Annotated in this window: 23 protein-coding genes and 1 pseudogene; 10 read left to right on the top strand and 14 right to left on the bottom strand. The window is 38.0% G+C overall.

Translation table 11 applies throughout. The features are described from left to right. The first annotated feature begins 206 nt into the window (after positions 1-206). Positions 207-467, top strand: a complete 261-nt coding sequence (locus ANA_RS28505; protein WP_371260328.1) for an REP-associated tyrosine transposase — start codon at positions 207-209, stop codon at positions 465-467. Next, a complete protein-coding gene (locus tag ANA_RS28500) occupies positions 439-624 on the top strand; it encodes a hypothetical protein (protein ID WP_371260327.1) in 186 nt (61 codons plus the stop codon). The genes ANA_RS28505 and ANA_RS28500 overlap by 29 nt, the downstream gene beginning before the upstream one ends. 28 nt (positions 625-652) lie before the next feature. Here the strand turns inward: ANA_RS28500 and ANA_RS09600 are convergent, their stop codons facing one another. The 3 genes from ANA_RS09600 to ANA_RS09590 all read right to left on the bottom strand — a co-directional run bounded on the left by ANA_RS09600 (position 653) and on the right by ANA_RS09590 (position 3,440). After that, the gene (locus ANA_RS09600) at positions 653-934 is read right to left on the bottom strand and encodes a hypothetical protein (RefSeq protein WP_015079877.1); all 282 of its coding nucleotides are present in this window, start codon (positions 932-934) and stop codon (positions 653-655) included. Positions 935-997: 63 nt separating this feature from the next. Beyond that, positions 998-2,242: a hypothetical protein gene (locus ANA_RS09595; RefSeq protein WP_015079876.1), complete on the bottom strand. Its 1,245-nt coding sequence runs from the start codon at positions 2,240-2,242 to the stop codon at positions 998-1,000. Between the two features lie 7 nt (positions 2,243-2,249). Further along, a complete protein-coding gene (locus tag ANA_RS09590; protein WP_015079875.1) occupies positions 2,250-3,440 on the bottom strand; it encodes a hypothetical protein in 1,191 nt (396 codons plus the stop codon). Between the two features lie 173 nt (positions 3,441-3,613). Here ANA_RS09590 and ileS point away from each other — a divergent pair, with 173 nt between their 5' ends. After that, complete coding sequence (ileS, locus tag ANA_RS09585; RefSeq protein ID WP_015079874.1) at positions 3,614-6,532, top strand: isoleucine--tRNA ligase; 2,919 nt, start codon at positions 3,614-3,616, stop codon at positions 6,530-6,532. Positions 6,533-6,580: 48 nt separating this feature from the next. Further along, positions 6,581-7,299 (top strand): annotated as a pseudogene (locus ANA_RS28495) (Uma2 family endonuclease). Positions 7,300-7,457: 158 nt separating this feature from the next. On the opposite strand, the gene ANA_RS24440 reads toward ANA_RS28495, so the two are convergent. After that, a complete protein-coding gene (locus ANA_RS24440) occupies positions 7,458-7,706 on the bottom strand; it encodes a hypothetical protein (RefSeq protein WP_015079873.1) in 249 nt (82 codons plus the stop codon). Between the two features lie 344 nt (positions 7,707-8,050). Between ANA_RS24440 and ppsA the strand changes: the two genes are divergently transcribed. After that, positions 8,051-10,486, top strand: coding sequence for a phosphoenolpyruvate synthase (gene ppsA, locus ANA_RS09575; RefSeq protein WP_015079872.1), 2,436 nt, complete (start codon positions 8,051-8,053; stop codon positions 10,484-10,486). Here ppsA and ANA_RS27570 read toward each other — a convergent pair. From ANA_RS27570 to ANA_RS28170, 6 genes are read right to left on the bottom strand one after another with little or no spacing between them, the layout of a single operon-like run. Next, positions 10,454-10,663, bottom strand: a complete 210-nt coding sequence (locus tag ANA_RS27570) for a hypothetical protein (RefSeq protein ID WP_235081774.1) — start codon at positions 10,661-10,663, stop codon at positions 10,454-10,456. The two genes, ppsA and ANA_RS27570, sit on opposite strands and share 33 nt — an antisense overlap. Beyond that, positions 10,608-10,751, bottom strand: a complete 144-nt coding sequence (locus ANA_RS27565; RefSeq protein WP_168694533.1) for a hypothetical protein — start codon at positions 10,749-10,751, stop codon at positions 10,608-10,610. Before ANA_RS27565 ends, ANA_RS27570 begins: the two co-directional genes overlap by 56 nt. Further along, on the bottom strand, positions 10,696-10,839 hold the full coding sequence (locus tag ANA_RS27560; protein WP_235081773.1) for a hypothetical protein: 144 nt from the start codon (positions 10,837-10,839) through the stop codon (positions 10,696-10,698). Before ANA_RS27560 ends, ANA_RS27565 begins: the two co-directional genes overlap by 56 nt. Before the next feature lie 32 nt (positions 10,840-10,871). Continuing rightward, positions 10,872-11,015 (bottom strand): hypothetical protein, encoded by a 144-nt coding sequence (locus tag ANA_RS27555; RefSeq protein WP_235082006.1) that lies wholly within the window; start codon positions 11,013-11,015, stop codon positions 10,872-10,874. Then, positions 10,960-11,103 (bottom strand): hypothetical protein, encoded by a 144-nt coding sequence (locus ANA_RS27550; RefSeq protein WP_235082005.1) that lies wholly within the window; start codon positions 11,101-11,103, stop codon positions 10,960-10,962. The genes ANA_RS27555 and ANA_RS27550 overlap by 56 nt, the downstream gene beginning before the upstream one ends. Next, positions 11,048-11,182: a hypothetical protein gene (locus ANA_RS28170; protein WP_256380201.1), complete on the bottom strand. Its 135-nt coding sequence runs from the start codon at positions 11,180-11,182 to the stop codon at positions 11,048-11,050. The genes ANA_RS27550 and ANA_RS28170 overlap by 56 nt, the downstream gene beginning before the upstream one ends. Positions 11,183-11,191: 9 nt before the next feature. On the opposite strand from ANA_RS28170, the gene ANA_RS09570 reads away from it, so the two are divergent. The 4 genes from ANA_RS09570 (at position 11,192) to ANA_RS09555 (ending at position 17,017) form a co-directional block, all read left to right on the top strand. Further along, positions 11,192-12,700, top strand: coding sequence for a pyruvate kinase (locus tag ANA_RS09570; RefSeq protein WP_015079871.1), 1,509 nt, complete (start codon positions 11,192-11,194; stop codon positions 12,698-12,700). A 596-nt stretch (positions 12,701-13,296) separates the two neighbouring features. Continuing rightward, entirely contained in the window at positions 13,297-16,386 is a 3,090-nt protein-coding gene (locus tag ANA_RS09565) for a PAS domain S-box protein (RefSeq protein ID WP_015079870.1), read from the top strand. Positions 16,387-16,451: 65 nt separating this feature from the next. Continuing rightward, positions 16,452-16,724, top strand: a complete 273-nt coding sequence (locus ANA_RS09560) for a hypothetical protein (protein WP_015079869.1) — start codon at positions 16,452-16,454, stop codon at positions 16,722-16,724. Between the two features lie 89 nt (positions 16,725-16,813). After that, on the top strand, positions 16,814-17,017 hold the full coding sequence (locus ANA_RS09555) for a hypothetical protein (protein ID WP_015079868.1): 204 nt from the start codon (positions 16,814-16,816) through the stop codon (positions 17,015-17,017). A 265-nt stretch (positions 17,018-17,282) separates the two neighbouring features. Here the strand turns inward: ANA_RS09555 and ANA_RS09550 are convergent, their stop codons facing one another. Then, positions 17,283-18,368, bottom strand: a complete 1,086-nt coding sequence (locus tag ANA_RS09550; protein WP_015079867.1) for an ATP-dependent 6-phosphofructokinase — start codon at positions 18,366-18,368, stop codon at positions 17,283-17,285. A 281-nt stretch (positions 18,369-18,649) separates the two neighbouring features. Between ANA_RS09550 and ANA_RS27545 the strand changes: the two genes are divergently transcribed. Continuing rightward, entirely contained in the window at positions 18,650-18,841 is a 192-nt protein-coding gene (locus tag ANA_RS27545; protein ID WP_235082004.1) for a hypothetical protein, read from the top strand. Here the strand turns inward: ANA_RS27545 and ANA_RS09545 are convergent. Genes ANA_RS09545 through nifJ form a run of 3 tightly spaced genes read right to left on the bottom strand, consistent with a single transcriptional unit; the run spans position 18,759 to position 23,522 of the window. Next, positions 18,759-19,778: a dihydroorotate dehydrogenase-like protein gene (locus ANA_RS09545; protein WP_015079866.1), complete on the bottom strand. Its 1,020-nt coding sequence runs from the start codon at positions 19,776-19,778 to the stop codon at positions 18,759-18,761. The two genes, ANA_RS27545 and ANA_RS09545, sit on opposite strands and share 83 nt — an antisense overlap. Next, positions 19,696-19,884 (bottom strand): hypothetical protein, encoded by a 189-nt coding sequence (locus ANA_RS24415; protein ID WP_162471196.1) that lies wholly within the window; start codon positions 19,882-19,884, stop codon positions 19,696-19,698. Before ANA_RS24415 ends, ANA_RS09545 begins: the two co-directional genes overlap by 83 nt. 11 nt (positions 19,885-19,895) lie before the next feature. Then, on the bottom strand, positions 19,896-23,522 hold the full coding sequence (nifJ, locus tag ANA_RS09540; RefSeq protein WP_015079865.1) for a pyruvate:ferredoxin (flavodoxin) oxidoreductase: 3,627 nt from the start codon (positions 23,520-23,522) through the stop codon (positions 19,896-19,898). Positions 23,523-23,923: the final 401 nt, after the last annotated feature.

Genomic DNA, 23,923 nt, shown 5'->3' with positions numbered 1-23,923 from the left:
TGGGTTTCCTTGCGTCAACCCAAACTACGGGGTAAAATCAAGATTATAAAACACAACTTTAATCACAGGATATTTATAGTATGGAATATCGCCGCGCCAAAGTGGCAGGAGGAACATACTTTTTTACAGTCGTGACCCAGAAAAGATAAAAAATATTATGTTTACCCAAAAATGTTTCTTTATTAAGAGATGCTTTTGGTTATGTAATGCGGAAACATCCATTTATTATAGATGCTGTTGTTATTTTACCGGATCATCTCCACTGTATTTGGACTTTACCAGAAAATGATCAGGATTTTTCTACCCGTTGGCGGTTAATTAAAAGTTATTTTAGTCGTAAATGTGAAACTATTTCACCAGAAAATATATCTATATCTAGAAAAAAGAAAAAACAACGGGCTATATGGCAATATCGTTTTTGGGAACATTTAATTAAAGATGAAATTGATTTTCTTTCATCATGTTGAATATATTCATTATAATTCTGTGAAACATGGTTTGGTAACAGCACCAAAGGATTGGGAATATTCCAGTTTTCACCGTGCAGTGCGTCAAGATATGTATGACATGATGTGGGGTGCGGGTGAGGAAATTATTTTTGATGATGATATTGGCAACGAGTAGGTTGGGTTGAATGAAATGAAACCCAACATTAATTTACACCTTTTAATTCTTGCGGAAATAATTGACGATTAGATAAACGGTTTTCATCTAAAGCATTAATCAAATATTCTCCTGTTTCTTGCTGTTCTTGTTCATCACTTTCATCTATCCAAGACTGAAGCACATTAACTCTTCTCAATTGTTTTTCTTTTTGTAGAATAGATTTTTGGATCAGATCCAATGTATAAGTTTCCACAGAAAGTCCTTGCTGTTGTGCTTCCTGTATTAAATACTGTTCTAATTCTGGTGGTAAGTTAAGCGTTAGTGTCATAAGTTTCTGTTGATTGACTTTATATATTTTTAATTTGTGAAGACTAAAGTAATCGTTGTTAAGTTATGTATTTAACTGTCCATCATATTTATGATACCAGTATTCAATAATTAATAAAGATGCTCTGATAAGTTTATTCCAATGTTTGTCATCCATTGATATTTGTTCAGTTGCAGGTCTAAAATGAACTATAGAATTACGAATCTTATAAATCACCTCACCAAGTTTACTTTCTGTATTGCGATATTCCCATAAAAATAGAATATCAATTAAACGATTGATATCCAGCAAGACCCAAAATAAAAACTTCATTGGTAGTTTATTAACTTGTGAGTTCTTACCTTCAATGAAATTTTTCACGTCTTGTAAAAGCTCAATAGCATCCTTAAGAGAATCCTTCGGTGAGTTAGCTATCAATTTATTAATAGCTTCATTTTCTTTTGGTTTCCAACTAATATCGTCTTCAATTTGAGATGAAAAATTGAGTAATGAATCTTTTATACCTAACTTTTTATGAAAATCTTCTAAAAATGATATTGAGAATAATCTTTCTATACATCTGTACACATCCAGAAAAGAATATCTCCAGTAAACAGATACTAAACTAAAAACTAGATTATCATAAGGTATATTTTTTGCACCTTCAAGAAATAACTTTTCAAAAACAAAAATGGTGTCTTCTTCAAATTGTAAAGACCTTATTTGAGGAGTTTTAGTAATATAAAACCCTGATAATTTTAGAAGATTAACAGTAGTTTTGTCATTTATATCACTATCACTTTCAATAAATGAACAGTCATCTTGAATTTTATAAACAAAGATAGTCTCAAAGAACCTGCTAACTACACTATATTCATATAATTCATATTTAGTTGTTTTTGCTTCAGGTGTGTAAAAAATTTGATTAATGATTTGAAGTGGGTCAGCACTTTGTTTGACAGGAATTTTCAGTTCAAAAATTAAAGCAGTAATCATTCCTCCATTTAATTCTTCTACCTGTATTATTTCCGGCTGCGTTGATAGTTGGGTTGTTGCACCAATAGTAACAAAGTATTTGATAACCTGAGATTCATTAGGTTGATTTTCATGTTTAAATTCAAACCATGCTGTTCTGAATGTTGGCAAAATTATTTCTTCATCTTCATCTTTAATTTTTAATTTCTCCAACCATTTTTGCTCATCCTGAGTGTTTAGTTGAATACGTCGTTCATCATCAGTAGATATAGAAATATTAACATTTTTAGACTGAACAAATTCAGCTAATAACCCAAATATGTATTCATTAGCTTTTTTAATACTTCTGGACATAATAATATTAGTATGCCCTCCAGCATGGATTCATATTTTCAACATCAAAATTTTCTTCTATAAGCACTTCAAAAGTTTTGAGAAAAAATTCTCTTTCATTAGATTTTGCTGGTTTTCTACTAATCAATTCATTCAAAGTGACAAAATCTAAAAACTCTCCAATTTCCTCACTATTAAATCTTTGTAATCTTTGTAGCAATTGTTCAGCATTTATTTTGATTTCCTGCCATTTTTGATTTTGCTTTTCTGGTGTATATTTTTTATTTCCTGGTCTACCTAATGTTGCTAAAGCAATAGCAGTTACAAAACCAACACAGGCTGGTTGACTACTAAATAAATCTTTTCCTTCTTTAAAATATCCTTCTATATTTTCACCTTGATAGGATGCAATGGCATTGTCAAATTTAGACAAAAAATAAATTACTTCATAAAAAATATTTGTAAAGTTTTCATTTGATGTTGATTCAATAAAATCTAATTTTGTAAACTCGTCTGCTAATCTTTCCTGAACATCAATTTTTTCTTTTTTAGCTCCAAATACGAGAAATAATTCAATGACATTATCAGCTTGAAACTGTCCAGAACGCTTGCGCCTTCTCTCTTCATTGATTTCCATTATTTCTATATCTGGATACTTTTGCTGTATTTCCTTAATTATCAATTTAAAAACTGTTTCAATTTGTCTTCTGAGATTCCAAGGAACTTGACCGGTATTTAATACCAACATTCTATAAGTTAAACTATTAATTTGTGAAGCAATCCAGAATTCTATCCGAATTTTACGATTTTCAAGTTCATGATTATCGTCTAATACTTCATTCAATGCCTCATTTAAAGCTGAGGTTCTTTGCATACCATCAATGATAGATATATTATCTGGTGGTATTTGGTTAACAAACCGCAAAAATTCGTTATTATTTTCTATTTTTTCTATTGTTGTTAATTGTTCTAAGGGAATAATCGCCCCAATTACAATTGGAGGTAATACTGCTCCAGATTTTATATCTTGCACCATTCTTTTACGAATACGAATTGCTGTTGTTGTTTTTAATGTATCCCTTTGTTTTTCTAAGCCTCCTCTGTTTTGAAAGGCTCGTTGTACCATATTCAAATACTCTTCTACCGTGAATTGAATAATTACCGAGTAACAATTAACTCTGGCATCTTTAATAATATCTAGCTTGTCTACAATTACCATTGATATTCCCTCCATCTATGAATAAATATGATCTAATAAAATATGACTATCAAATAACTGATTAAGATAGCGATGCCTTCGGTGTGCAAAGCGATCGCTCACCGCACCCTACAATCATACCATCTCTTATAATTGATCGGATAACCTGCACACCTACATTTAGGCATGAACCTGTGACCGAAACTGGAAAATACAAAGATACCGTCAACTTACCCAAGACTAACTTCGATATGCGGGCAAACGCAATCAAGCGCGAACCCGAAATCCAAAAATTCTGGGAAGAAAACCACATTTATTCTCAACTGGCTGAAAACAACCCAGGCGAATTATTTATACTGCACGATGGTCCTCCCTATGCTAACGGCCAGTTGCATATTGGTCATGCTTTAAATAAGATTCTCAAAGATATTATTAACCGCTACCATTTGCTCCAAGGTCGTAAAATTCGCTACGTTCCTGGCTGGGATTGTCACGGATTGCCGATTGAGTTGAAAGTTCTGCAAAATATGAAACAGGCAGAACGGCAAAATCTCACTCCTTTGCAATTGCGTCAAAAAGCGAAAGAGTTCGCACTGAAGACCGTAGACGAACAACGAGAAAGCTTTAAACGCTATGGGATTTGGGGTGATTGGGAAAATCCTTATTTAACCTTAAAACCAGAATACGAAGCCGCGCAAATTGGCGTTTTTGGGGAAATGTTCCTCAAAGGTTATATTTATCGCGGTTTAAAGCCTGTGCATTGGAGTCCTAGTTCTAAAACCGCCTTAGCAGAAGCTGAGTTAGAATATCCTGAAGGTCACGTTTCTCGCAGTATTTACGCCGCTTTCCCGGTAGTGAAGGTTGCCGAAGGGCTAAAAGCTAGTTTGGATGGCTTCTTGCCTGATTTGGGTGTGGCTGTGTGGACTACTACCCCCTGGACTATTCCCGGTAATTTGGCTGTGGCTGTAAATGGTGCGTTGGAGTATGCGGTTGTGGAGGTTTCGCGCAAAGACGCACAAGGAGCAAAGGCGCAAAGGGAATGCAGATATCTAATTGTTGCGGCTGAGTTGGTGGAACGGTTGGGAGAGGTTTTGGATTGTGAGTTAACGGTGAAAGCCAAGTTCGCGGGGAAGGATTTGGAAGGTACTACTTATCGTCATCCGCTTTTTGACCGTGAAAGTCCGGTGGTGGTTGGTGGTGATTATATCACTACTGAGTCGGGGACTGGGTTGGTTCATACTGCTCCTGGTCATGGTCAAGAGGATTACATTGTTGGTCAACGTTACGGTTTGCCGATTCTTGCCCCTGTTGATGATAGTGGGAATTTTACGGATGAGGCTGGTAAGTTTTCTGGCTTGAATGTTTTGGGTGAGGGGAATCAAGCGATTATTGATGCTTTAAGCGAGGCTGGTTATCTGTTGAAGGAGGAGGCTTATCCTCACAAGTATCCTTATGATTGGAGAACGAAGAAACCGACGATTTTCCGCGCTACTGAACAATGGTTTGCTTCTGTGGCTGGTTTTCGGGATGAGGCTTTAAAGGCTATTTCATCTGTGCGTTGGATTCCCGCACAAGGTGAAAACCGCATCACGCCAATGATAGCAGAAAGATCCGATTGGTGTATTTCTCGTCAACGTTCCTGGGGTGTGCCGATTCCCGTGTTCTATGATGAAGCGACTGGGGAAATTTTGCTGAATGCGGACACGATTAACCACGTTCAAGCTATTATTGCCGAAAAGGGTTCTGATGCTTGGTGGGAGTTGTCGGTAGAGGAGTTGTTACCGGAAGCATACCGCAATAATGGCAAGACTTACCGCCGGGGTACAGATACAATGGATGTTTGGTTTGATTCTGGTTCTTCTTGGGCGGCTGTGGCGAAGCAAAGACCGGAGTTACGCTATCCCGCTGATATGTATTTGGAAGGTTCTGACCAACATCGCGGTTGGTTTCAATCTTCTTTGTTAACTAGTGTCGCGGTTAATGGCATTGCACCTTATAAAACTGTGTTAACTCATGGTTTCGTCTTGGATGAAAATGGCCGGAAAATGAGCAAATCGGTGGGAAATGTGGTAGACCCTCAATTGATGATTCAAGGTGGGACTAATCAAAAACAACAACCTGCTTATGGTGCAGATGTTTTGCGGTTGTGGGTTTCTTCGGTTGATTATTCTGGTGATGTGCGTCTGGGTGGTAACATCATCAAGCAATTAGCTGATGTGAGAAATAAGATTCGCAACACGGCGCGGTTTTTATTGGGGAGTTTGCATGATTTTGATCCTCAGAAGGATGTTGTAGCTTTTGATGATTTACCAGATTTGGATAAATATATGCTGCACCGCATTCGTGAGGTGTTTAATGAGGTGACGGACGCTTTTGATAGTTTCCAGTTTTTCCGCTTTTTCCAAACTGTGCAGAATTTCTGCGTTGTGGATTTGTCGAATTTCTATTTAGATGTTGCCAAGGATAGATTATATATCAGTTCTGCTGATGCTTTCCGTCGTCGGAGTTGTCAAACGGTTTTGCAAATTGCTTTGGAGAATTTAGCGATCGCCATTGCTCCCGTTCTATGTCATACTGCGGAAGATATCTGGCAATTTATCCCCTACGAAACCCAATATAAATCAGTTTTTCAAGCTGGTTGGGTGCAGGTTGATGATAAGTGGGATAATCCCGAATTAGCAGAATTTTGGAAAACACTGCGACGGATTCGTGGTGATGTTAATAAGGTTTTAGAACAAGCACGGACAGAAAAGTTAATTGGTTCTTCTTTAGAAGCTATTGCATTGATTTATCTTAGTGATGAAAAATTACGCACTGCTATCGAACCTTTGAATGTTAGCGGGAATGGAATTGATGAATTAAGATATTTGTTCCTCACTTCTGAAGTCCAATTATTAGATACTCCTGAGACATTAAAAGGATTGAAAACCCTGCGAGTTCAAGGTGAAGATAATTGGGATATTGGGGTAGTTAATGCCGCAGACTATGAACATGAAGGGAAATCTTATCACAAATGCGATCGCTGTTGGAATTATTCGCCCCATGTTGGTGAATCGGCAGAACATCCATTATTGTGTGAACGCTGTATTCCCGCATTAGCTGGAGAATTTTAAAATCATGTAGGGGTTTAGCATTGCTAAACCCTTATACGATACGCAACAATGTTTTTCTTACCAATGGTTTTAAAAATGCAACCCAATATCATCATGAATGATGATCAATTTTTTAATTTCTGTCAGTTAAACCGTGATTTGAGAATTGAACGTAACCATCTTGGAGATTTATTAATTAGGGACTTCCAGGAAATAAATTATCCCAATAAATAAATGAACAAACGAACCACAGAGGCACAGAGAACACAGAGAGAGAAGAAATAGGGAGGGTTTTTGCGTTAGTTTTGGGACATTTTTTTATTTGGAAGTCTCTTATGTCTCCTACAGATTCAGAAACAGGTGGACGTAATTTTAATTTAATCGGTGAATTAGGTGTTTGGACAAAGCAAAATGGTACAGGAGTAGGATTTGGTTCTAGTGGTGGTTTTACCTTACCCAATGGTGCAGTCCGTTCTCCTGACGCAGCTTGGATAAACCGCACAAAATGGGAAGCAATACCAGCAGAACAAAGGAAAAAATTTGCTCCTATTTGTCCTGAGTTTATTATTGAATTGCGTTCAGAAACTGATAATTTAAAGATTCTGCAAGAAAAGATGCAAGAATATATAGATAATGGTACACAATTAGCTTGGTTAATTGATAGAAAACAACGGAAAGTATTTATTTATCGTCCTAGTCAAGCTGTAGAAGAATTAGACAATCCCCAAACATTAACTGGTGAGAATTTATTACCCGGATTTGTTTTAGATTTAAGTCAGATTTGGTAATAAATAACAGTAGAACCTAGATATTGTAAAAACTAATAAATCTATTAATTTATCCGTCTTTATCTGCGTTCATCTGCGTTCATCTGCGTACCCTTCGGGAAGCAAGCTACAATCATTCTTGAAATCTTATTTGGTAATAAATAAATTGTATTCCAGCTTTAGCGAGAGAATTTTTCCTCTAATCTTGCTTGGAAAGAATTTGGCTGAATTAAGCAGTAAGAACCAAGACGATGTTCTTGTGGGGCGATTTTTTTAGTTAACTTTGCTAAAATGGGTTTTGGGACTTCAGCGGTATGACGTTGGGTTAATACTGGCATTTCTTGCCAACAACTCCGGCAAAACCAGTAATTTTCAGCACCACGGATATGGTGTAAAAGAAAGTCGGAACAGCAAGGGCATTGGGGCATAATAGTTTCAAGTCCTTTGTTAAAAGTGTTCGGCTAAATCCAGTCATGTAATAAATTGAGATAAATTAAAACTTGTTATGTATATTCCTTAATTTTAACTCTCAAGCAGGGGGGAATTATGAGAATACTTACAAGAACAATATATTACGTAATATTTCGCTATATTAGCTATACATTTATTTATACTCTAAACTAGAGTAATCTTAAATGGAGGATGCCATTTAGACATCTGGTAGTCAATCCCGTTCCCTGCTATATATCCTCGCAACATCCTCAAACTCTCCGTGCATAAACAGAATGGGTTCTGAATTAAATAACAGTAGCTATTTAAGGAATCTCAGAATATGTTGGAAATTAAACGCAATCAAGAAAATAGCCAAATTCATCAAGAAGCTTTAGTATTACCCTTTAATGCTGTGGGAATTGCAGATATTCCCCTAGTAGGTGGTAAAAACGCTTCCTTAGGGGAAATGATTCAACAACTAAGTTCCCAAGGTGTGAAAGTTCCCACGGGATTTGCGACTACGGCTTATGCTTATAGATACTTTATTACTGGGGCTGGTTTAGAAGTAAAACTGAGAAAGATTTTTGCAGATTTAGATGTGGAGGATATGGCTAATTTGCAAGAATGTGGCAAACAAGCCAGATCATTAATGTTAGAAACCCCATTTCCGCTAGAATTGCAAGAAGCGATCGCTAGATCCTATCAAAGTTTATGTCAAGAATATAGTATAGATACTGATGTGGCTGTTCGTTCTAGTGCCACAGCCGAAGACTTACCAGATGCTAGTTTTGCGGGACAACAGGAAACTTACCTGAATGTTCATGGCATTAAAAGCGTATTAGAATCTTGCCATAAATGCTTTGCTTCTATCTTCACAGACAGGGCTATTTCCTACCGACAAATGAGAGGTTTTGATCATTTTGAAGTAGCGCTATCAGTGGGTGTCCAAAAAATGGTACGTTCAGATTTAGCATCTTCTGGGGTGATGTTTTCCATAGACACCGAAACAGGTTTTCAAAATGCTGCTTTAATTACCGCTGCTTATGGTTTAGGTGAAAACATTGTTCAAGGTGCAGTTAATCCCGATGAATATTTGGTATTTAAACCAACTTTAAAACAAGGATATAAACCCATTCTCCAAAAACGGTTGGGAACAAAAGAAATTAAAATGGTTTATGATCTAGGTGGGTCAAAATTAACTAAAAATATTTCTGTCCCTCAACTTGAACGTCATCAATTTGCCCTCAATGATCAAGAAATCCTCCAACTAGCAAAATGGACTTGTATCATTGAAGATCATTATTCCCAAGTTCGGGGAATAGCCACACCAATGGATATTGAATGGGCAAAAGATGGGATAACAGGAGAATTATTTATTGTCCAAGCTAGACCAGAAACCGTTCAATCTCAAAAATCAAAAACCGTCCTCAGAACTTATCAACTCCAGGAAAAAAGTCAAGTTTTATTAACTGGTCGTAGCGTAGGCGAAATGATAGGTCAAGGTAAAGCTAGAGTTATTCTAGATGTGCCAGATATTAACCTATTTCAAGCCGGAGAGGTGTTAGTTACTAACCGCACAGACCCAGACTGGGAACCGATTATGAAAAAAGCCAGCGCTATTGTCACTAACTCTGGGGGGAGAACCTGTCATGCATCAATTATTGCCAGAGAAATGGGTATTCCTGCTATAGTTGGTTGTGGGAATGCGACTACAGTTTTAGAAACTGGACAAGAAATTACTGTTAGTTGTGCGGAAGGGGAAACAGGTCAAGTTTATGCAGGTTTATTAAACTTTGAAATTCAAGAATTACCATTAGATAATTTACCTCGAACCCGCACTAAAATTATGATGAATGTGGGTAATCCAGAAGAAGCTTTAGGTTTGACAGCAATTCCTAATGATGGTGTTGGTTTAGCGAGAATGGAATTTATCATTGCTAATCATATTAAAGCCCATCCTTTAGCATTATTACATTTTGACGAATTAGAAGACGAACTTGCCAAATATAAAATTAGCGAATTAACGGCACAATATGAAGATAAAGCCGAATTCTTTATTGCCAAATTAGCGCAAGGTATCGGCACAATTGCCGCAGCATTTTATCCCAAACCTGTAATTGTCCGTTTATCTGACTTCAAAAGTAATGAATATGCCAACCTTTTAGGAGGTAGACAATTTGAACCCAAAGAAGAAAATCCGATGATTGGTTGGCGTGGTGCTTCTCGTTATTATGATCCTCGTTATCGTGAAGGTTTTGCTTTAGAATGTCAGGCAATGAAACGGGTAAGAGAAGAAATGGGTTTAACCAATATGATTCTCATGGTTCCCTTTTGTCGTACTCCTCAAGAAGGAAAACAGGTATTAGCAGAAATGGCAAAAAATGGCTTAGTCAAAGGTGAAAATGGCTTAGAAGTTTACGTCATGTGCGAGTTACCAAGTAACGTTTTATTAGCTGATGAATTTAGTCAGGTTTTTGATGGTTTCTCCATTGGTTCTAATGATTTAACCCAATTAACATTAGGATTAGATCGAGATTCTGAATTAGTGGCACATTTATTTGATGAACGCAATGAAGCTGTTAAAAGAATAATAGCAAAAGCCATAACTACTGTTAAACAAAATAATCGCAAAATTGGTATTTGTGGACAAGCACCCAGTGATTATCCAGAATTTGCTCGTTTTTTAGTTGAACAAGGTATAGATTCTATTAGTCTCAACCCTGATTCTGTGATTAAGACAATGTTAGAAATTGCGAAAGCAGAAACAGGGGAATAGGGGAATAGGTAATTGGTAATTGGTGATTGGTAATAGGTAATTGGTAACAGTTTTACAACTAACAACTGACAACTGTACGGGCGAAGCATTTGGAGAACTATTTTTGGCAATGACCGATAATTTATCTTCCAAATGCTTCGCCCCTACTAACAACTGACAACTGTACGGGCGAAGCATTTGGAGAACTATTTTTGGCAATGACCGATAATTTATCTTCCAAATGCTTCGCCCCTACTGACAACTGACAACTGTACGGGCGAAGCATTTGGGGAACTATTTTTGGCAATGACCGATAATTTATCTTGCAAATGCTTCGCCCCTACTAACAACTGACAACTGTACGGGCGAAGCATTTGGGGAACTATTTTTGGCAATGACCGATAATTTATCTTGCAAATGCTTCGCCCCTACTAACAAATAACAACTGTACGGGCGAAGCATTTGGGGAACTATTTTTGGCAATGACCGATAATTTATCTTCCAAATGCTTCGCCCCTACTAACAACTGACAACTGTACGGGCGAAGCATTTGGAGAACTATTTTTGGCAATGACCGATAATTTATCTTCCAAATGCTTCGCCCCTACTAACAAATAACAACTGTACGGGCGAAGCATTTGGAGAACTATTTTTGGCAATGACCGATAATTTATCTTCCAAATGCTTCGCCCCTACCTGACAACTGACAACTAACAACTGACCAATATGCAAACAAAAAATGTAGAGTTGGATCTCTCAGATCCTTGTTTTTTACTTACCACATTACAAGAACTTCGTCAATCTGTTGATCAGGAAGGCAGGGAAATATTTGAACGCTGGAAAAAGCAAATTCACCGACAATCTTTTATTAAAAGTAGTCTCAATCTTGCCTATTATTTGGCACTGAGAAGACACGATTTACGAGAACTGCAAGCGGCTTTAATGCCTTGGGGTTTGTCCTCATTGGGGAGGATAGAAGCTAAGGTTTTACCTACCTTAGATGCGGTGATTGCCACCTTACAGGCAGTTTGTCACACAGATAATGATTCTATCATTATACATCCACCTTTGGACGCATTTTTTGAGGGCGATCGCCTTCTCCAACAAAATACCGAAGATTTATTTGGTAACACCCTCGATAACCGTCGAGTTAGAATCATGGTAACGTTGCCAAATGAAGCCGCTACCAATTACGAATTTCTGCGGGATATCATTCGGCAAGGAACCAATTGTGTGAGAATTAATTGCGCCCATGATACCCCCGGTGAATGGTTAGCCATGATTAACAATGTCAAACAAGCAGAATTAGAATTAGAATCTTCTTGTAAAATTCTCATGGATTTGAGTGGTCCCAAAACCAGAATTAAATTTGTTCTTACCCCCAGTCCCAAACAACGAATATTTAAAGGTGAATCTCTCCTCCTTACCCATGAGTTACCCACTACTATTGATTCTGAATTTTTTCAAGCCAGTTGCACAATTCCAGAAGTATTAAAACAACTGAAAATTGGTACAATAGTCTGGATTGATGATGGCCGGATTGGTGCTTGTGTTGAGTCAATTACATCTGAGGGAGTATGGTTAAAAATTACCCATGCCCGTCTTAAAGGTGAAAAACTATTACCAGAAAAAGGCATTAATTTTCCTGACACTGAATTACATTTGAGTTCTTTAACAGAAAAAGATCAACAAGATTTAGATTTTATTACCACTCATGCTAATCAAGTTAATATTATCGGCTATTCCTATGTGCAAACACCCGCAGATATTCAGCTTTTACAACAGGAATTAGCGGTAAGATTACCAGAAAATTCTCCCACACCTGCCATAGTGGCGAAAATCGAAACACCCTTAGCCGTTAGCAATTTGCCAGAATTAATTATTCAAGCCGCTGGAAAACAACCCTTTGGAATTATGATTGCCAGAGGAGATTTGGCGCTGGAAATTGGTTATCAACGACTGGCGGAAATTCAAGAGGAGATATTATGGTTATGTGAGGCTGCCCATATCCCCGTAATTTGGGCAACTCAAGTCTTAGAAAATCTCGTCAAACATGGAATGCCTTCACGGGCAGAAATCACTGATGCTGCCATGTCAGAACGGGCAGAGTGTGTCATGCTCAATAAGGGTGATTATATTATTGAAGCTGTGGCTATTTTAGATGATGTTCTCACCAGAATGCAAGCCCACCAAGTTAAAAAAACACCCCAACTACGGGCTTTACATTCTTGGTAATTGGTAATAGAAAATAGACATCTGGTGAAAATTAAATATGCGTGACTTACAACCCTTGTAGAGATGTTCCATGGAACGTCTCTACGTTCTTTTGTGGAGATGTCTAAGAGGTTGTTTGAAAAGTATTAGATGAAACCGATAATCTCCAAAAACCTAACCCCCCAGCCCCCCTTCCCTACGAGGGAAGGGGGGTTTCAAAGCCTCTCCCCTTGCAGGGGAGAGGTTTGGAGAGGGGTCAGTCTATACATTCAAAACTTTTCAAACACCCTCTAATATATCCAAAGTTCTCTCCTGTCAATGTGGTTACAAAACTATATATTTAAATTGTGAATACTTACTATTTGAAATGTTTACAAAATTAAAGTTTCATATATAGAATATTCAGGGTACAATCTAATTAATTGCTCAAAAATCAATTAAATGATATTTATATTACCAACAACAATCATTTGGTTAAATTGTACGTAATTTTTTGAAATAAATTTTCTCACTCCAAACCCTTGCTATCCATATCTATCAAATTTATTAACTAATGATTTGTAGATTTTAATCGGTATGACATTAGTTACAGTATCATCTACTAATCAGATTAACCAATGGACGCATTCACTAACAGATTTCACCGAAAATTGATTAATTTACCTAATTTACATCAAATTATTCATTATTCTCCCTTAACTATTAGTCCTGATAGTTGTGTGATGGATGCTATTAACTTGATGAATCAACAACAAGATCATAAAGTTACAGTTAATAACCCGATCCATCAAGTAACCGACTATGTTTTAGTAGTAGAGGGAAAGCAATTACAAGGAATATTTACTATTAAAGATGTATTGAGAGTAATTACCTTAAATACCGACCTATCAGCGGTAAAAATGGCAGACGTGATGACTCAGCCGCTAATTACTCTCAAATATTCAGCATCTGAGCATATTTTGACAGTGTTTGCACTTTTACAGCAGCATTCTATTCACTATTTACCAATAGTAGATGATAAAGACAACTTAATCGGTATTGTCACTGAAGCAAACTTGCTGCAAGCCTTAAATATAGAAAAAATGATTGGTGTGGTTGAGGCATTGCAGGAAAATTTGCTAGATTTGAAGACAGAACACATACCAATTAATGAACAACTGGAAGTAATCCGTAAGCAAACTCATAATCATTTACAAGAATGGGCAAAAAAACAAGTTGACGAGAATTTACAAATTAATCGAGAACTGCAAGAAACTTTAGAAGAACTGCAAATTGCCGAAGAAGAACTACGTCAACAAAATGAACAACTAATCTATTCTCGGCAAATTACTGAAGCAGAACGACTGCGTTATCAAAATTTATTTGAATTTGCACCTAATGGTTATTTAGTAACTGATGCTTTAGGGATAATTCAGCAAGCTAATCATGGGGCAGCATCCTTACTATCTGTCCGTCAAGATCATCTTGTTGGCAAACCATTAGTAGTTTTTATTGCTGAAGAAGATCGTTCTCAATTTGTATCCCGGTTAAAAAAATTGCATGAATTACAGGAATGGGAAATGAATTTCCAGTCCCGTAAAGGTTTACTCTTTTCTGCTAGTGTGAGAGTAAATTCTATGGTTGATAATGAGGGTAAACGGACTGGTTGTTTATGGTCAATATCTGATATTAGCGACAGGAGAAAATTAGAAGCAGCACTCCGTCAAGATAGCGATGTCTTGGAAGTTCGGGTAAAAGAACGCACGGCAGAATTAGTGATTGCCAATAAGCGATTGCAAGAAGAAATCATTGAACGGCAACATATTCAAGCGTCCTTACAAGAAAGTGAAGCCCGACTCACCTTAGCACTAGAAGCAGGTAATATTGGGATCTGGGATTGGCATATCCAAACCAATGAAACTCTCTGGTCTCCTACCATGGGTTTAATGTATGGTTTACCTCTCAATAGTTCCTGTCCTAGTATTGAAGACTTTCTCAATTTAATCTATCCTGAAGACCGTCAGCATTTTCAAAACTGTGTCAGTCATTCCCTGGCGAAAAAAGTTGATTTTGTCTGTGAACATCGGATAGTGGATTGTGATGGTATCCTACATTGGTTGAGTTCTAGAGGAAAAGTTTACTGTAACGAAAATGATCGGCCAATCCGCATGATTGGCACAACTAGAGACATTTCTGAACGTAAACAAACGCAACGGCAAATATATGAACAAGCGGCCCTATTAGATATTGCGACTGATGCAATTTTTGTCCGAGATTTTCAAGCCCAAATCGTCTTTTGGAATCAGGGGGCAGAGAGGATATATGGTTGGGAACGTCAGGAAGTTTTAGGTAAGAATCCCAAGGATATTTTTTACGATTCAACTTCCCATGAACAAGAGATAATCGCCCTAAAAACTGTAGTTACATCGGGAAGTTGGGAGGGTGAGTTACGCAAACGCACACAATCAAACCAACTAATTATTGTTCAAAGTCGCTGGACATTGATGTTAGATACTGATGGACAACCTAAATCTATTCTCACAGTAGATACTGATATTACAAAAAATAAACAACGAGAAGAGCAATCTTTACGCGCTCAAAGAATGGAAAGTATTGGAACTTTAGCTGGAGGCATTGCCCACGATATCAATAATATCTTAACACCAATTTTAGCATCTGCTCAATTACTCAAAAGTAGTAGATTATCTGAAGAAAAACATAAAGATCGTCGTCAGCAAATGCTGACAATTATTGAAAATAATGCGAAACATGGTGCAGAACTAGTCAAACAATTGTTATCCTTTGCCAAAGGTGTTGAAGGCAAACAGACGATTGTGCAGATTAATGATTTGATCAGCGATATTATCTACTTGGTCAGTCAAACATTTTCCAAATCCATCACATTTTCTAAGCATATTCACCCTAAATTATGGACAGTGCTTGCGGATAAAACCCAACTGCATCAAGTATTAATAAACTTAGTGGTTAATGCTGCTGATGCTATGCCTGACGGTGGATGTCTCTCTGTTTCTACAGAAAATTTGTATCTTGATGAAGAGATGATCCAGATAAATCATCATGCTACAGTTGGGAATTATATTGTGATTACGGTTAGAGATACGGGGACGGGAATGTCACCGGAAATATTAGAAAGAATATTTGAGCCATTTTTTACCACTAAGGATTTTGGTAAAGGCACAGGATTAGGACTATCAACAGTGTTAGGAATTATTAAAAGTCATAAGGGGTTTATTAATGTTGAAAGTCAAATTGGACTTGGTAGCGTATTTCAGATATTTTTACCATCAGTTAACCAAGAAGTTTCCCCTTTAGAATCCGATCATCAAGAAATATCTCAAGGACAGGGAGAACTAATTTTAGTAGTAGATGATGAAGCCCATATCCGGGAAGTTACAACAACCATTTTAGAAGCCTACAATTATCAAGTTCTTACCGCTAAAAACGGCGTGGAAGCAATCAATACTTACAACCAATACCGGGATCAAATCAGAGTAGTATTGATGGATATAATGATGCCAGGAATGAATGGAAATTCCGCCATTTGCAAGTTAAAAGAAATCAACCCCCAGGTGCTAATAATTGCTTGTAGTGGATGCAATATAGAGAATATGTTAGAGCCAAATAATGAATCTCAAGTTACAGCAATTTTATCAAAACCCTATACTAATGAAGAGTTATTGGCAAAATTAAATTTTGTCCTCAAGTAAGTTGTCAGTAGGGGCGAAGCATTTGGAAGATAAATTATCGGTCATTGCCAAAAATAGTTCTCCAAATGCTTCGCCCGTACAGTTGTCAGCATTTGGAAGATAAATTATCGGTCATTGCCAAAAATAGTTCTCCAGATGCTTCGCCCGTACAGTTGTCAGTAGGGGCGAAGCATTTGGAAGATAAATTATCAGTCATTGCCAAAAATAGTTCTCCAAATGCTTCGCCCGTACAGTTGTCAGTAGGGGCGAAGCATTTGGAAGATAAATTATCAGTCATTGCCAAAAATAGTTCTCCAAATGCTTCGCCCGTACGTCGGTTGTCAATTATTCATTTTTGAATATTTTGAACAGATTTTTGGGGATTACAGCACTTATGCTCATAGAATTGACCGATTGATGAGACTTTTACTTTTTTTTGGCAAATTTTATGACACCTCAAGAGTTTTTAGAAAAGTTGGCAACAGCCGCAACAGACCCCGAAAAACTGATAGTTTTTGCAGAATACTTGGATACAACTGCCTTGGATCATGCCACAGCCCCAAGATGGAGAAGTCTTTCTTATAGTAACGAAATTGAAATGGCGCTTAAAAATGTAGCTTTTCATCTAGAAGCGCTCGCTGAAGCTGAGTAATACGTAAGGGGGGCAGGAGGTAGGGAGTAGGGGGAGTAGGGGGAGTAGGGGGAGTAGGGGGAGTAGGGGGAGTAGGGGGAGTAGGGGGAGTAGGGGGAGTAGGGGGAGTAGGGGGAGTAGGGGGAGTAGGGGGAGTAGGGGGAGTAGGGGGAGTAGGGGGAGTAGGGGGAGTAGGGGGAGTAGGGGAGATTATTTATCTTTCTATTACCTATTACCTATTACCTATTACCCATTACCTATTACCTATTACCTATTGCCTCTTACTTTATTCACCAATATATATACCTAAAGACCGAGCGGTTTGGACTAAATCACCTTGAGGATTAACAAGAGAGGGATTATTATCTATCACATCTTGAATGGGGAAAGTGACAACTTTGCCATTTTGCCAAGCTAACATTTGATCATATTGATTTTGGGCAATTAAATCAACTGCAACTTTACCAAACATAGTAGCTGTGAGACGGTCTAAAGCTGAGGGGATACCACCACGCTGAATATGTCCTAATACAGAAACTCTGGTATCAATCAGGTGATTACTACAATTAGCAATTTTTTCGGCAATATATTGACCTTGACCACATTTAGTTCGGCTTCGCTCACTATCAATAGCAGTAGTACAAATAGAAGGATTATCGGCATCTTCTGCACAAACAGATATCCCTTCAGCAACCACAATAATAGCAAATTTTTTTTGCCAACAATCGCGTAATTCGGTCAGATGATGACATATTCCTTGAATAGTATAGGGGACTTCGGGAATTAAAATCACATCAGCACCGCCGGCAATTCCTGAGTGTAAAGCTAAATGTCCGGAGCTGCGTCCCATAACTTCGATAATCATCACTCGGTCATGACTAGCAGCAGTAAAGATCAGACGATTAATAGCATCAACAATTGTATTAATTGCCGTATCAAAGCCGATTGAACGTTCTGTAAAAGCGACATCATGATCAATAGTTTTGGGGATAGCAATTAAATTCCAATTACCTAAAACGGCTAATTGATGAATAATATTTAAACTACCATCTCCACCGACAATAATTAAAGCATTTAGAGCGATCGCTTTATAACCGGCTAATATTTCATCAGCATGGGCTAAAGTATCTCCTTTATTAATACTACCTAAAATTGTTCCCCCCATATTTAGTAAAGGGTCAATCCCGCGTAAATCCCAACCATGTATACTTAACGGCACAGTTTTCCGTTCTAGCAACCCTTGGGTAGCGTAAGGAATCCCCACTACTTCCCAATCAAAAGTCCGTGTGGCATGACTCACAACAGCGCGAATCACACAATTTAGACCCGGACAGTCACCACCACTGGTAAGAATACCAATACGTTTTTTCATTGTTTGTCAGTTGTTAGTTGTCGGTAGGGGCGAAGCATTTGGAAGATAAATTATCGGTCATTGCCAAAAATAGTTCTCCAAATGCTTCGCCCGTACAGTTGTTAGTTGTCGGTAGGGGCGAAGCATTTGGAAGATAAATTATCGGTCATTGCCAAAAATAGTTCTCCAAATGCTTCGCCCGTACAGTTGTTAGTTGTCGGTAGGGGCGAAGCATTTGGAAGATAAATTATCGGTCATTGCCAAAAATAGTTCTCCAAATGCTTCGCCCGTACAGTTGTTAGTTGTCAGTAGGGGCGAAGCATTTGCAAGATAAATTATCGGTCATTGCCAAAAATAGTTCTCCAAATGCTTCGCCCGTACAGTTGTTAGTTGTTAGTTATTACCTATTACCTAACTTTTTGTATAAACTCTACCCGAATCTGGATTATAGGTTTGCAAAGCCTTCATATATTGAGCGCGTTCAAAAGCACTAGGATTAGGACATTTTAACTGGCTCATGGTACCTTGCATTTGCTTGACAGATTCATATTCATGTATTTTCATCCATTCCCGTAGGTCTTTTTCTAAACACTGAATATGAGCAATTCCCTCTCTTAATAATACAGAACACAACATAGTTATATTTGCTCCCACCATCAACATTTTAATCACATCATAGGCATTATGAATACCGCTAGTTGCAGCCAAACTACCCTGAATATGACCATAGAGAATGGCTATCCAGCGCAGGGGTAAACGCATGGCTTGGGGGGTACTTAAAAGTACATGAGGTTCGACTTCTAAATTTTCTAAATTAATATCTGGTTGATAAAACCGATTAAATAATACTAATCCATCAGCCCCGGCATGATCTAAACGTTTGGCGATATTTGCAGTATTAGTAAAGTAAGGACTGAGTTTTACGGCTACAGGAATAGTGACGGCGGCTTTAACAGATGTGAGAATATCAAGATAATTTTGCTCGATATCGTGACTACTTAAATCTGGGTTAGTAGGAACATAGTAAATATTTAATTCTAGTGCTGATGCTCCTGCTTCTTGGATGAGTTTACCATATTTAGTCCAACCACCGACGGAACAACCATTCAAACTGGCAATAATGGGAATATCAACTTTTTCCTTAGCTTTGCGAATATGGTCTAGATATTCTTCTGGTCCGACTCGGAATTTAGCAATATTTGGGAAATAGGTTAAAGCTTCTGCAAAACTTTCTGTACCATGGCTTAAATGATGATCAAGTGCGGATTCTTCTAAAGTTAATTGTTCTTCAAATAGCGAGTGCATAACAACAGCACCCGCACCTGCATCTTCCATTAATTTAATATTATCAATGTCTTCTGAAAGTGGAGAAGCGGAGGGAACTAAGGGAGATTTTAATTCTAAACCTAAATATGTGGTAGTTAAGTTCATAAATTTGGTAATTAAAAACTAACAACTGTACGGGCGAAGCATTTGGAGAACTATTTTTGGCAATGACCGATAATTTATCTTCCAAATGCTTCGCCCCTACTAACAACTGACTCAAAGCTATTTTAATTTTCTTGCAGCTAAATATTGATACATTTGCCAACGGGTATTAACATCTGCTTGGGATTCTTTGAGGAGTTCTTTTGCTGTTTCTGAGTTAATTTTAGTTAACATTTTGAAACGGTTCTCCATGTACATGGAATTTTCTATTGGTATGTGAGGGGTGCGAGAATCGAGTTGTAAGGGGTTTTCTCCCTGTTTAATGCGGTCGGGGTGATAGCGATATAATAACCAGCGTCCAGAGTCTACAGCAGCTTTTTGATTTTGCATGGCTGTACTCATGTTGATACCGTGAGCAATACAATGACTGTAGGCAATAATTAATGATGGACCGTCGTAAGCTTCGGCTTCTAAGAAAGTTTTCAGGGTTTGTTCATCTTTTGCGCCCATTGCTACACTAGCAACATAAACATTACCGTAGGTCATGGCAATTAAACCCAAATCTTTCTTAGTTGTAGGTTTACCACCTGCGGCAAATTTTGCCACTGCACCTTTAGGGGTAGATTTGGACATTTGACCACCAGTATTAGAATAAACTTCTGTGTCTAATACGAGAATATTAACGTTGCGTCCACTAGCAATTACATGATCTAATCCACCATAACCAATATCATAAGCCCAACCGTCACCACCAATGATCCAAACACTTTTTTTCACTAAATAATCAACGAGGGATTGAAGATTTTTGAACGCAGATAAACGCAGATAAACGCTGATAGAATCCTCTTTCATCTGCGTTAATCTGTGTTCATCTGCGGTGATAATTTCTTTTAATTTTCCTTTGAGAATAGCAATTCGTTCTCGTTGAGAGTAAATATCCGATTCGTCTTTTTGTTCTGCGGTGAGAATATCTGTAACTAGAGTTTCACCTATTTGGGGTGCAAGTTGTTGGAGTAAATAAGCTGCAAATTCCGCTTGTTTATCTATGGAAACGCGGAAACCTAAGCCAAATTCGGCGTTATCTTCAAATAGACTGTTAGACCATGCTGGCCCCCTACCTGCGGCGTTTTTTGCCCAAGGTGTGGTGGGTAAGTTACCACCATAGATAGATGAACAACCGGTGGCGTTGGCGACGATCATGCGATCGCCAAATAATTGTGTTACTAATTTAATATAAGGTGTTTCTCCACATCCAGCACAAGCACCAGAAAACTCAAACAACGGTTCTTGCATTTGTTGTTGATTAATATGATTTAACTTTAAATTCCGTCTATCTGGGTTAGGGAGATTTAAGAAGAAATCCCAATTTTCTCGTTCTTGTTCTCGCAATGGTTTTTGTGCTGCCATATTAATGGCTTTTTTGCGCGGTTCGGCTTTATTTTTTGCGGGACAAACATCAACACAAATACCGCAACCTGTACAATCTTCTGCTGCTACTTGAATGGTAAACTTTAAATCATGCCAATCATGTTCTTTGGCATTTGCACTTTTAAAAGTTGCGGGGGCATTTTCTAATTCTTCTGGTGCATATACTTTAGCGCGAATGACACTATGAGGACACACCATCACACATTTACCACATTGAATACAAACGTCAGCATCCCAAACCGGAATTTCTTCAGCAATATTGCGTTTTTCCCATTTAGATGTTCCTGTGGGATATGTACCATCTACAGGTAATGCACTCACAGGTAAATCATCACCTTCACGGACTATCATTTTCCCTAATACATTGCGGACAAATGCAGGTGCAGTATCGGGGATTGAGGACATTCTTATATTTTCTTGTTCCCTGCGATGCACTGAGCTTGTCGAAGTGTTCCCCGTTCCCCGTTCCCTAATTTCATAGAGATTTTCCAAGGTTTTATCAACTGCTTGGATATTCATTTGCACGATTTCTTCGCCTTTTTTACCGTAGGCTTGACGAATAGACTTTTTAATTTGATCTATAGCTTCTTCTCTTGGTAAAACACCGGAAATGGCAAAGAAACAAACCTGCATAACGGTGTTAATATGTCCACCCATTCCCGCTTCACGGGCGACTTTGTAGGCATTAATGACATAGAATTTGATATTTTTGTTAATTATCTCTGTTTGCATTGCAGCAGGTAATTTATTCCAAATTTCATCTTTATGATAATGTGAATTTAGTAAAAAAGTGCCACCAGGAATAATATCTTTCAATATGGGAAATTTTTCTACAAAGTCCCATTGATGACAAGCGACAAAATTAGCTTTAGTGATTAAATAAGTAGAATGAATTGGTTGAGAACCAAAACGCAAATGAGAGACGGTAACTGAACCAGATTTTTTAGAATCATAAACAAAATAACCTTGGGCAAAATTATCTGTTTCTTCTCCAATGATTTTGATAGAATTTTTATTTGCCCCTACTGTACCATCTGCACCCAAACCGTAGAAAATTGCCCTAACTATATTGTCAGCTTCTATATTAAATTCGGGATTATATGTTAAACTGTTATGAGTAACATCATCATTAATCCCCACAGTAAAATGATTTTTTGGTTTCTCCACATCTAAATTATCAAATACCGCTTTTACCATTGCTGGTGTAAATTCTTTAGATGATAAACCATATCTACCTCCCACAACTTTAATTTTGTGAAGTTGGTTTTCTGCCAAAGCTGTAACTACATCTATATATAAAGGTTCACCAATTGCCCCTGGTTCTTTCGTTCTATCTAAAACGGCAATTTTGGAGGTAGTTTGGGGGAGAGAATTAATAAATCTTTGGGTATCAAAGGGACGATATAATCTAACTTTGATAATTCCCACTTTTTCACCTTGTTGATTGAGATAATCTACGGTTTCATGAACTGTTTCGCAACCAGAACCCATGAGAATAATTATTTTTTCTGCTTCTAAATGTCCATGATAATCAAATAGTTGATATTGTCTCCCCGTCATTGCGGCAAATTCATCCATTACCTGTTGAGTAATATCTGGACAAGCGAGATAAAAAGAGTTTACTGTTTCTCTAGCTTGAAAATAAACATCAGGGTTTTGCGCCGTTCCTCGTAATACCGGGTTATCAGGTGTTAAAGCCCGTAAACGATGGGCAATTACTAAGTCTAAAGGAATAAATTTTTGTAAGTCTGGAGTTGTTAATATTTCTACTTTATTGACTTCGTGGGAAGTGCGAAAACCATCAAAAAAGTGTAAGTAAGGTATGCGAGATGATAAAGTTGCTTTTGTGGAAATTAGGGCAAAATCATGGGCTTCTTGCACAGAAGCAGCGCATAACATGGCAAAACCTGTAGTTCTTGAGGCCATGACATCACTATGATCTCCGAAAATGGAAAGGGCTTGGGCTGCAAGCGATCGCGCCGCAATATGAAATACTGTAGGTGTAAGTTCACCGGCAATTTTGTACATATTTGGTAGCATCAACATTAACCCCTGAGATGCTGTAAATGTGGTTGTCAGTGAACCCGTTTGTAAAGCCCCATGTACAGCACCCGCAACCCCCCCTTCACTCTGCAACTGTACCACCGCAGGAACTGTTCCCCAGATGTTCGGTTTTCCCTCACTCATCCAAGTATCAGACCATTCCGCCATCGGTGAAGATGGGGTAATTGGGTAAATGGCAATAACTTCGTTTAGTTGGTAAACGACTTTAGCCACAGCTTCATTACCATCTATAGTTGCAAAGGTTCTCATCTTCATAAGAATACCCGGTAAGTGGGAAACTCAGTGGCTTTAGCCCTGAGAGGGAAACGGCACGAGCGGTTTTAACCGCTGTGAATCTTAAAATTGAAACCAGATTTTTGATTGGAACCTGGAAACCAACTCCCTTGCGGGGTAATGTTAGCTTCGACCTGTTATAAGAGCTTGTTAGGCTGGCAACACTGTTTCAGTGACCTTAAAACTGTTTAATTGCCAGCGACAGAGCAGGGAACTAGCTACGCATTCCAGGGTGTCGTGACTCAAATAACGGCTACCATGAGAGTAAACTCAGGGTGGTCTGGTCAGTACGGCTTGCTTGATTACTCTTGCAAGCCCAGTCCCTTTAGGGCTGGGTTACTGACCTTCCTTTACCTTGAAGAACTACTAAATTTCGGGTAATT

Origin of the sequence: Anabaena sp. 90, from assembly GCF_000312705.1 — a bacterium.
Taxonomy (GTDB): domain Bacteria; phylum Cyanobacteriota; class Cyanobacteriia; order Cyanobacteriales; family Nostocaceae; genus Dolichospermum; species Dolichospermum lemmermannii.
Note: the sequence above shows the minus strand (reverse complement) of the source record. Positions and strands in the feature narration are given on the sequence as shown.

Coding starts and splice junctions, on each gene's coding strand:
- ANA_RS09600 (WP_015079877.1), bottom strand. CDS start 934: ATGACACTAACGCTTAACTTACCACCAGAATTAGAACAGTATTTAATA.
- ANA_RS09550 (WP_015079867.1), bottom strand. CDS start 18,368: ATGAAAAAACGTATTGGTATTCTTACCAGTGGTGGTGACTGTCCGGGT.
- ANA_RS27555 (WP_235082006.1), bottom strand. CDS start 11,015: ATGCTTCGCCCGTACAGTTGTCAGTTGTTAGTAGGGGCGAAGCATTTG.
- ANA_RS28505 (WP_371260328.1), top strand. CDS start 207: ATGCGGAAACATCCATTTATTATAGATGCTGTTGTTATTTTACCGGAT.
- ANA_RS27560 (WP_235081773.1), bottom strand. CDS start 10,839: ATGCTTCGCCCGTACAGTTGTCAGTTGTTAGTAGGGGCGAAGCATTTG.
- ANA_RS27565 (WP_168694533.1), bottom strand. CDS start 10,751: ATGCTTCGCCCGTACAGTTGTCAGTTGTCAGTAGGGGCGAAGCATTTG.
- ANA_RS09595 (WP_015079876.1), bottom strand. CDS start 2,242: ATGTCCAGAAGTATTAAAAAAGCTAATGAATACATATTTGGGTTATTA.
- ANA_RS09560 (WP_015079869.1), top strand. CDS start 16,452: ATGCTTCGCCCGTACAGTTGTCAGCATTTGGAAGATAAATTATCGGTC.
- ANA_RS28500 (WP_371260327.1), top strand. CDS start 439: ATGAAATTGATTTTCTTTCATCATGTTGAATATATTCATTATAATTCT.
- ppsA (WP_015079872.1), top strand. CDS start 8,051: ATGTTGGAAATTAAACGCAATCAAGAAAATAGCCAAATTCATCAAGAA.
- ANA_RS09565 (WP_015079870.1), top strand. CDS start 13,297: ATGGACGCATTCACTAACAGATTTCACCGAAAATTGATTAATTTACCT.
- ANA_RS09590 (WP_015079875.1), bottom strand. CDS start 3,440: ATGGTAATTGTAGACAAGCTAGATATTATTAAAGATGCCAGAGTTAAT.
- ANA_RS09545 (WP_015079866.1), bottom strand. CDS start 19,778: ATGAACTTAACTACCACATATTTAGGTTTAGAATTAAAATCTCCCTTA.
- ANA_RS24440 (WP_015079873.1), bottom strand. CDS start 7,706: ATGCCCCAATGCCCTTGCTGTTCCGACTTTCTTTTACACCATATCCGT.
- ANA_RS09570 (WP_015079871.1), top strand. CDS start 11,192: ATGCAAACAAAAAATGTAGAGTTGGATCTCTCAGATCCTTGTTTTTTA.
- ANA_RS27550 (WP_235082005.1), bottom strand. CDS start 11,103: ATGCTTCGCCCGTACAGTTGTTATTTGTTAGTAGGGGCGAAGCATTTG.
- nifJ (WP_015079865.1), bottom strand. CDS start 23,522: ATGAAGATGAGAACCTTTGCAACTATAGATGGTAATGAAGCTGTGGCT.
- ANA_RS09555 (WP_015079868.1), top strand. CDS start 16,814: ATGACACCTCAAGAGTTTTTAGAAAAGTTGGCAACAGCCGCAACAGAC.
- ANA_RS27570 (WP_235081774.1), bottom strand. CDS start 10,663: ATGCTTCGCCCGTACAGTTGTCAGTTGTTAGTAGGGGCGAAGCATTTG.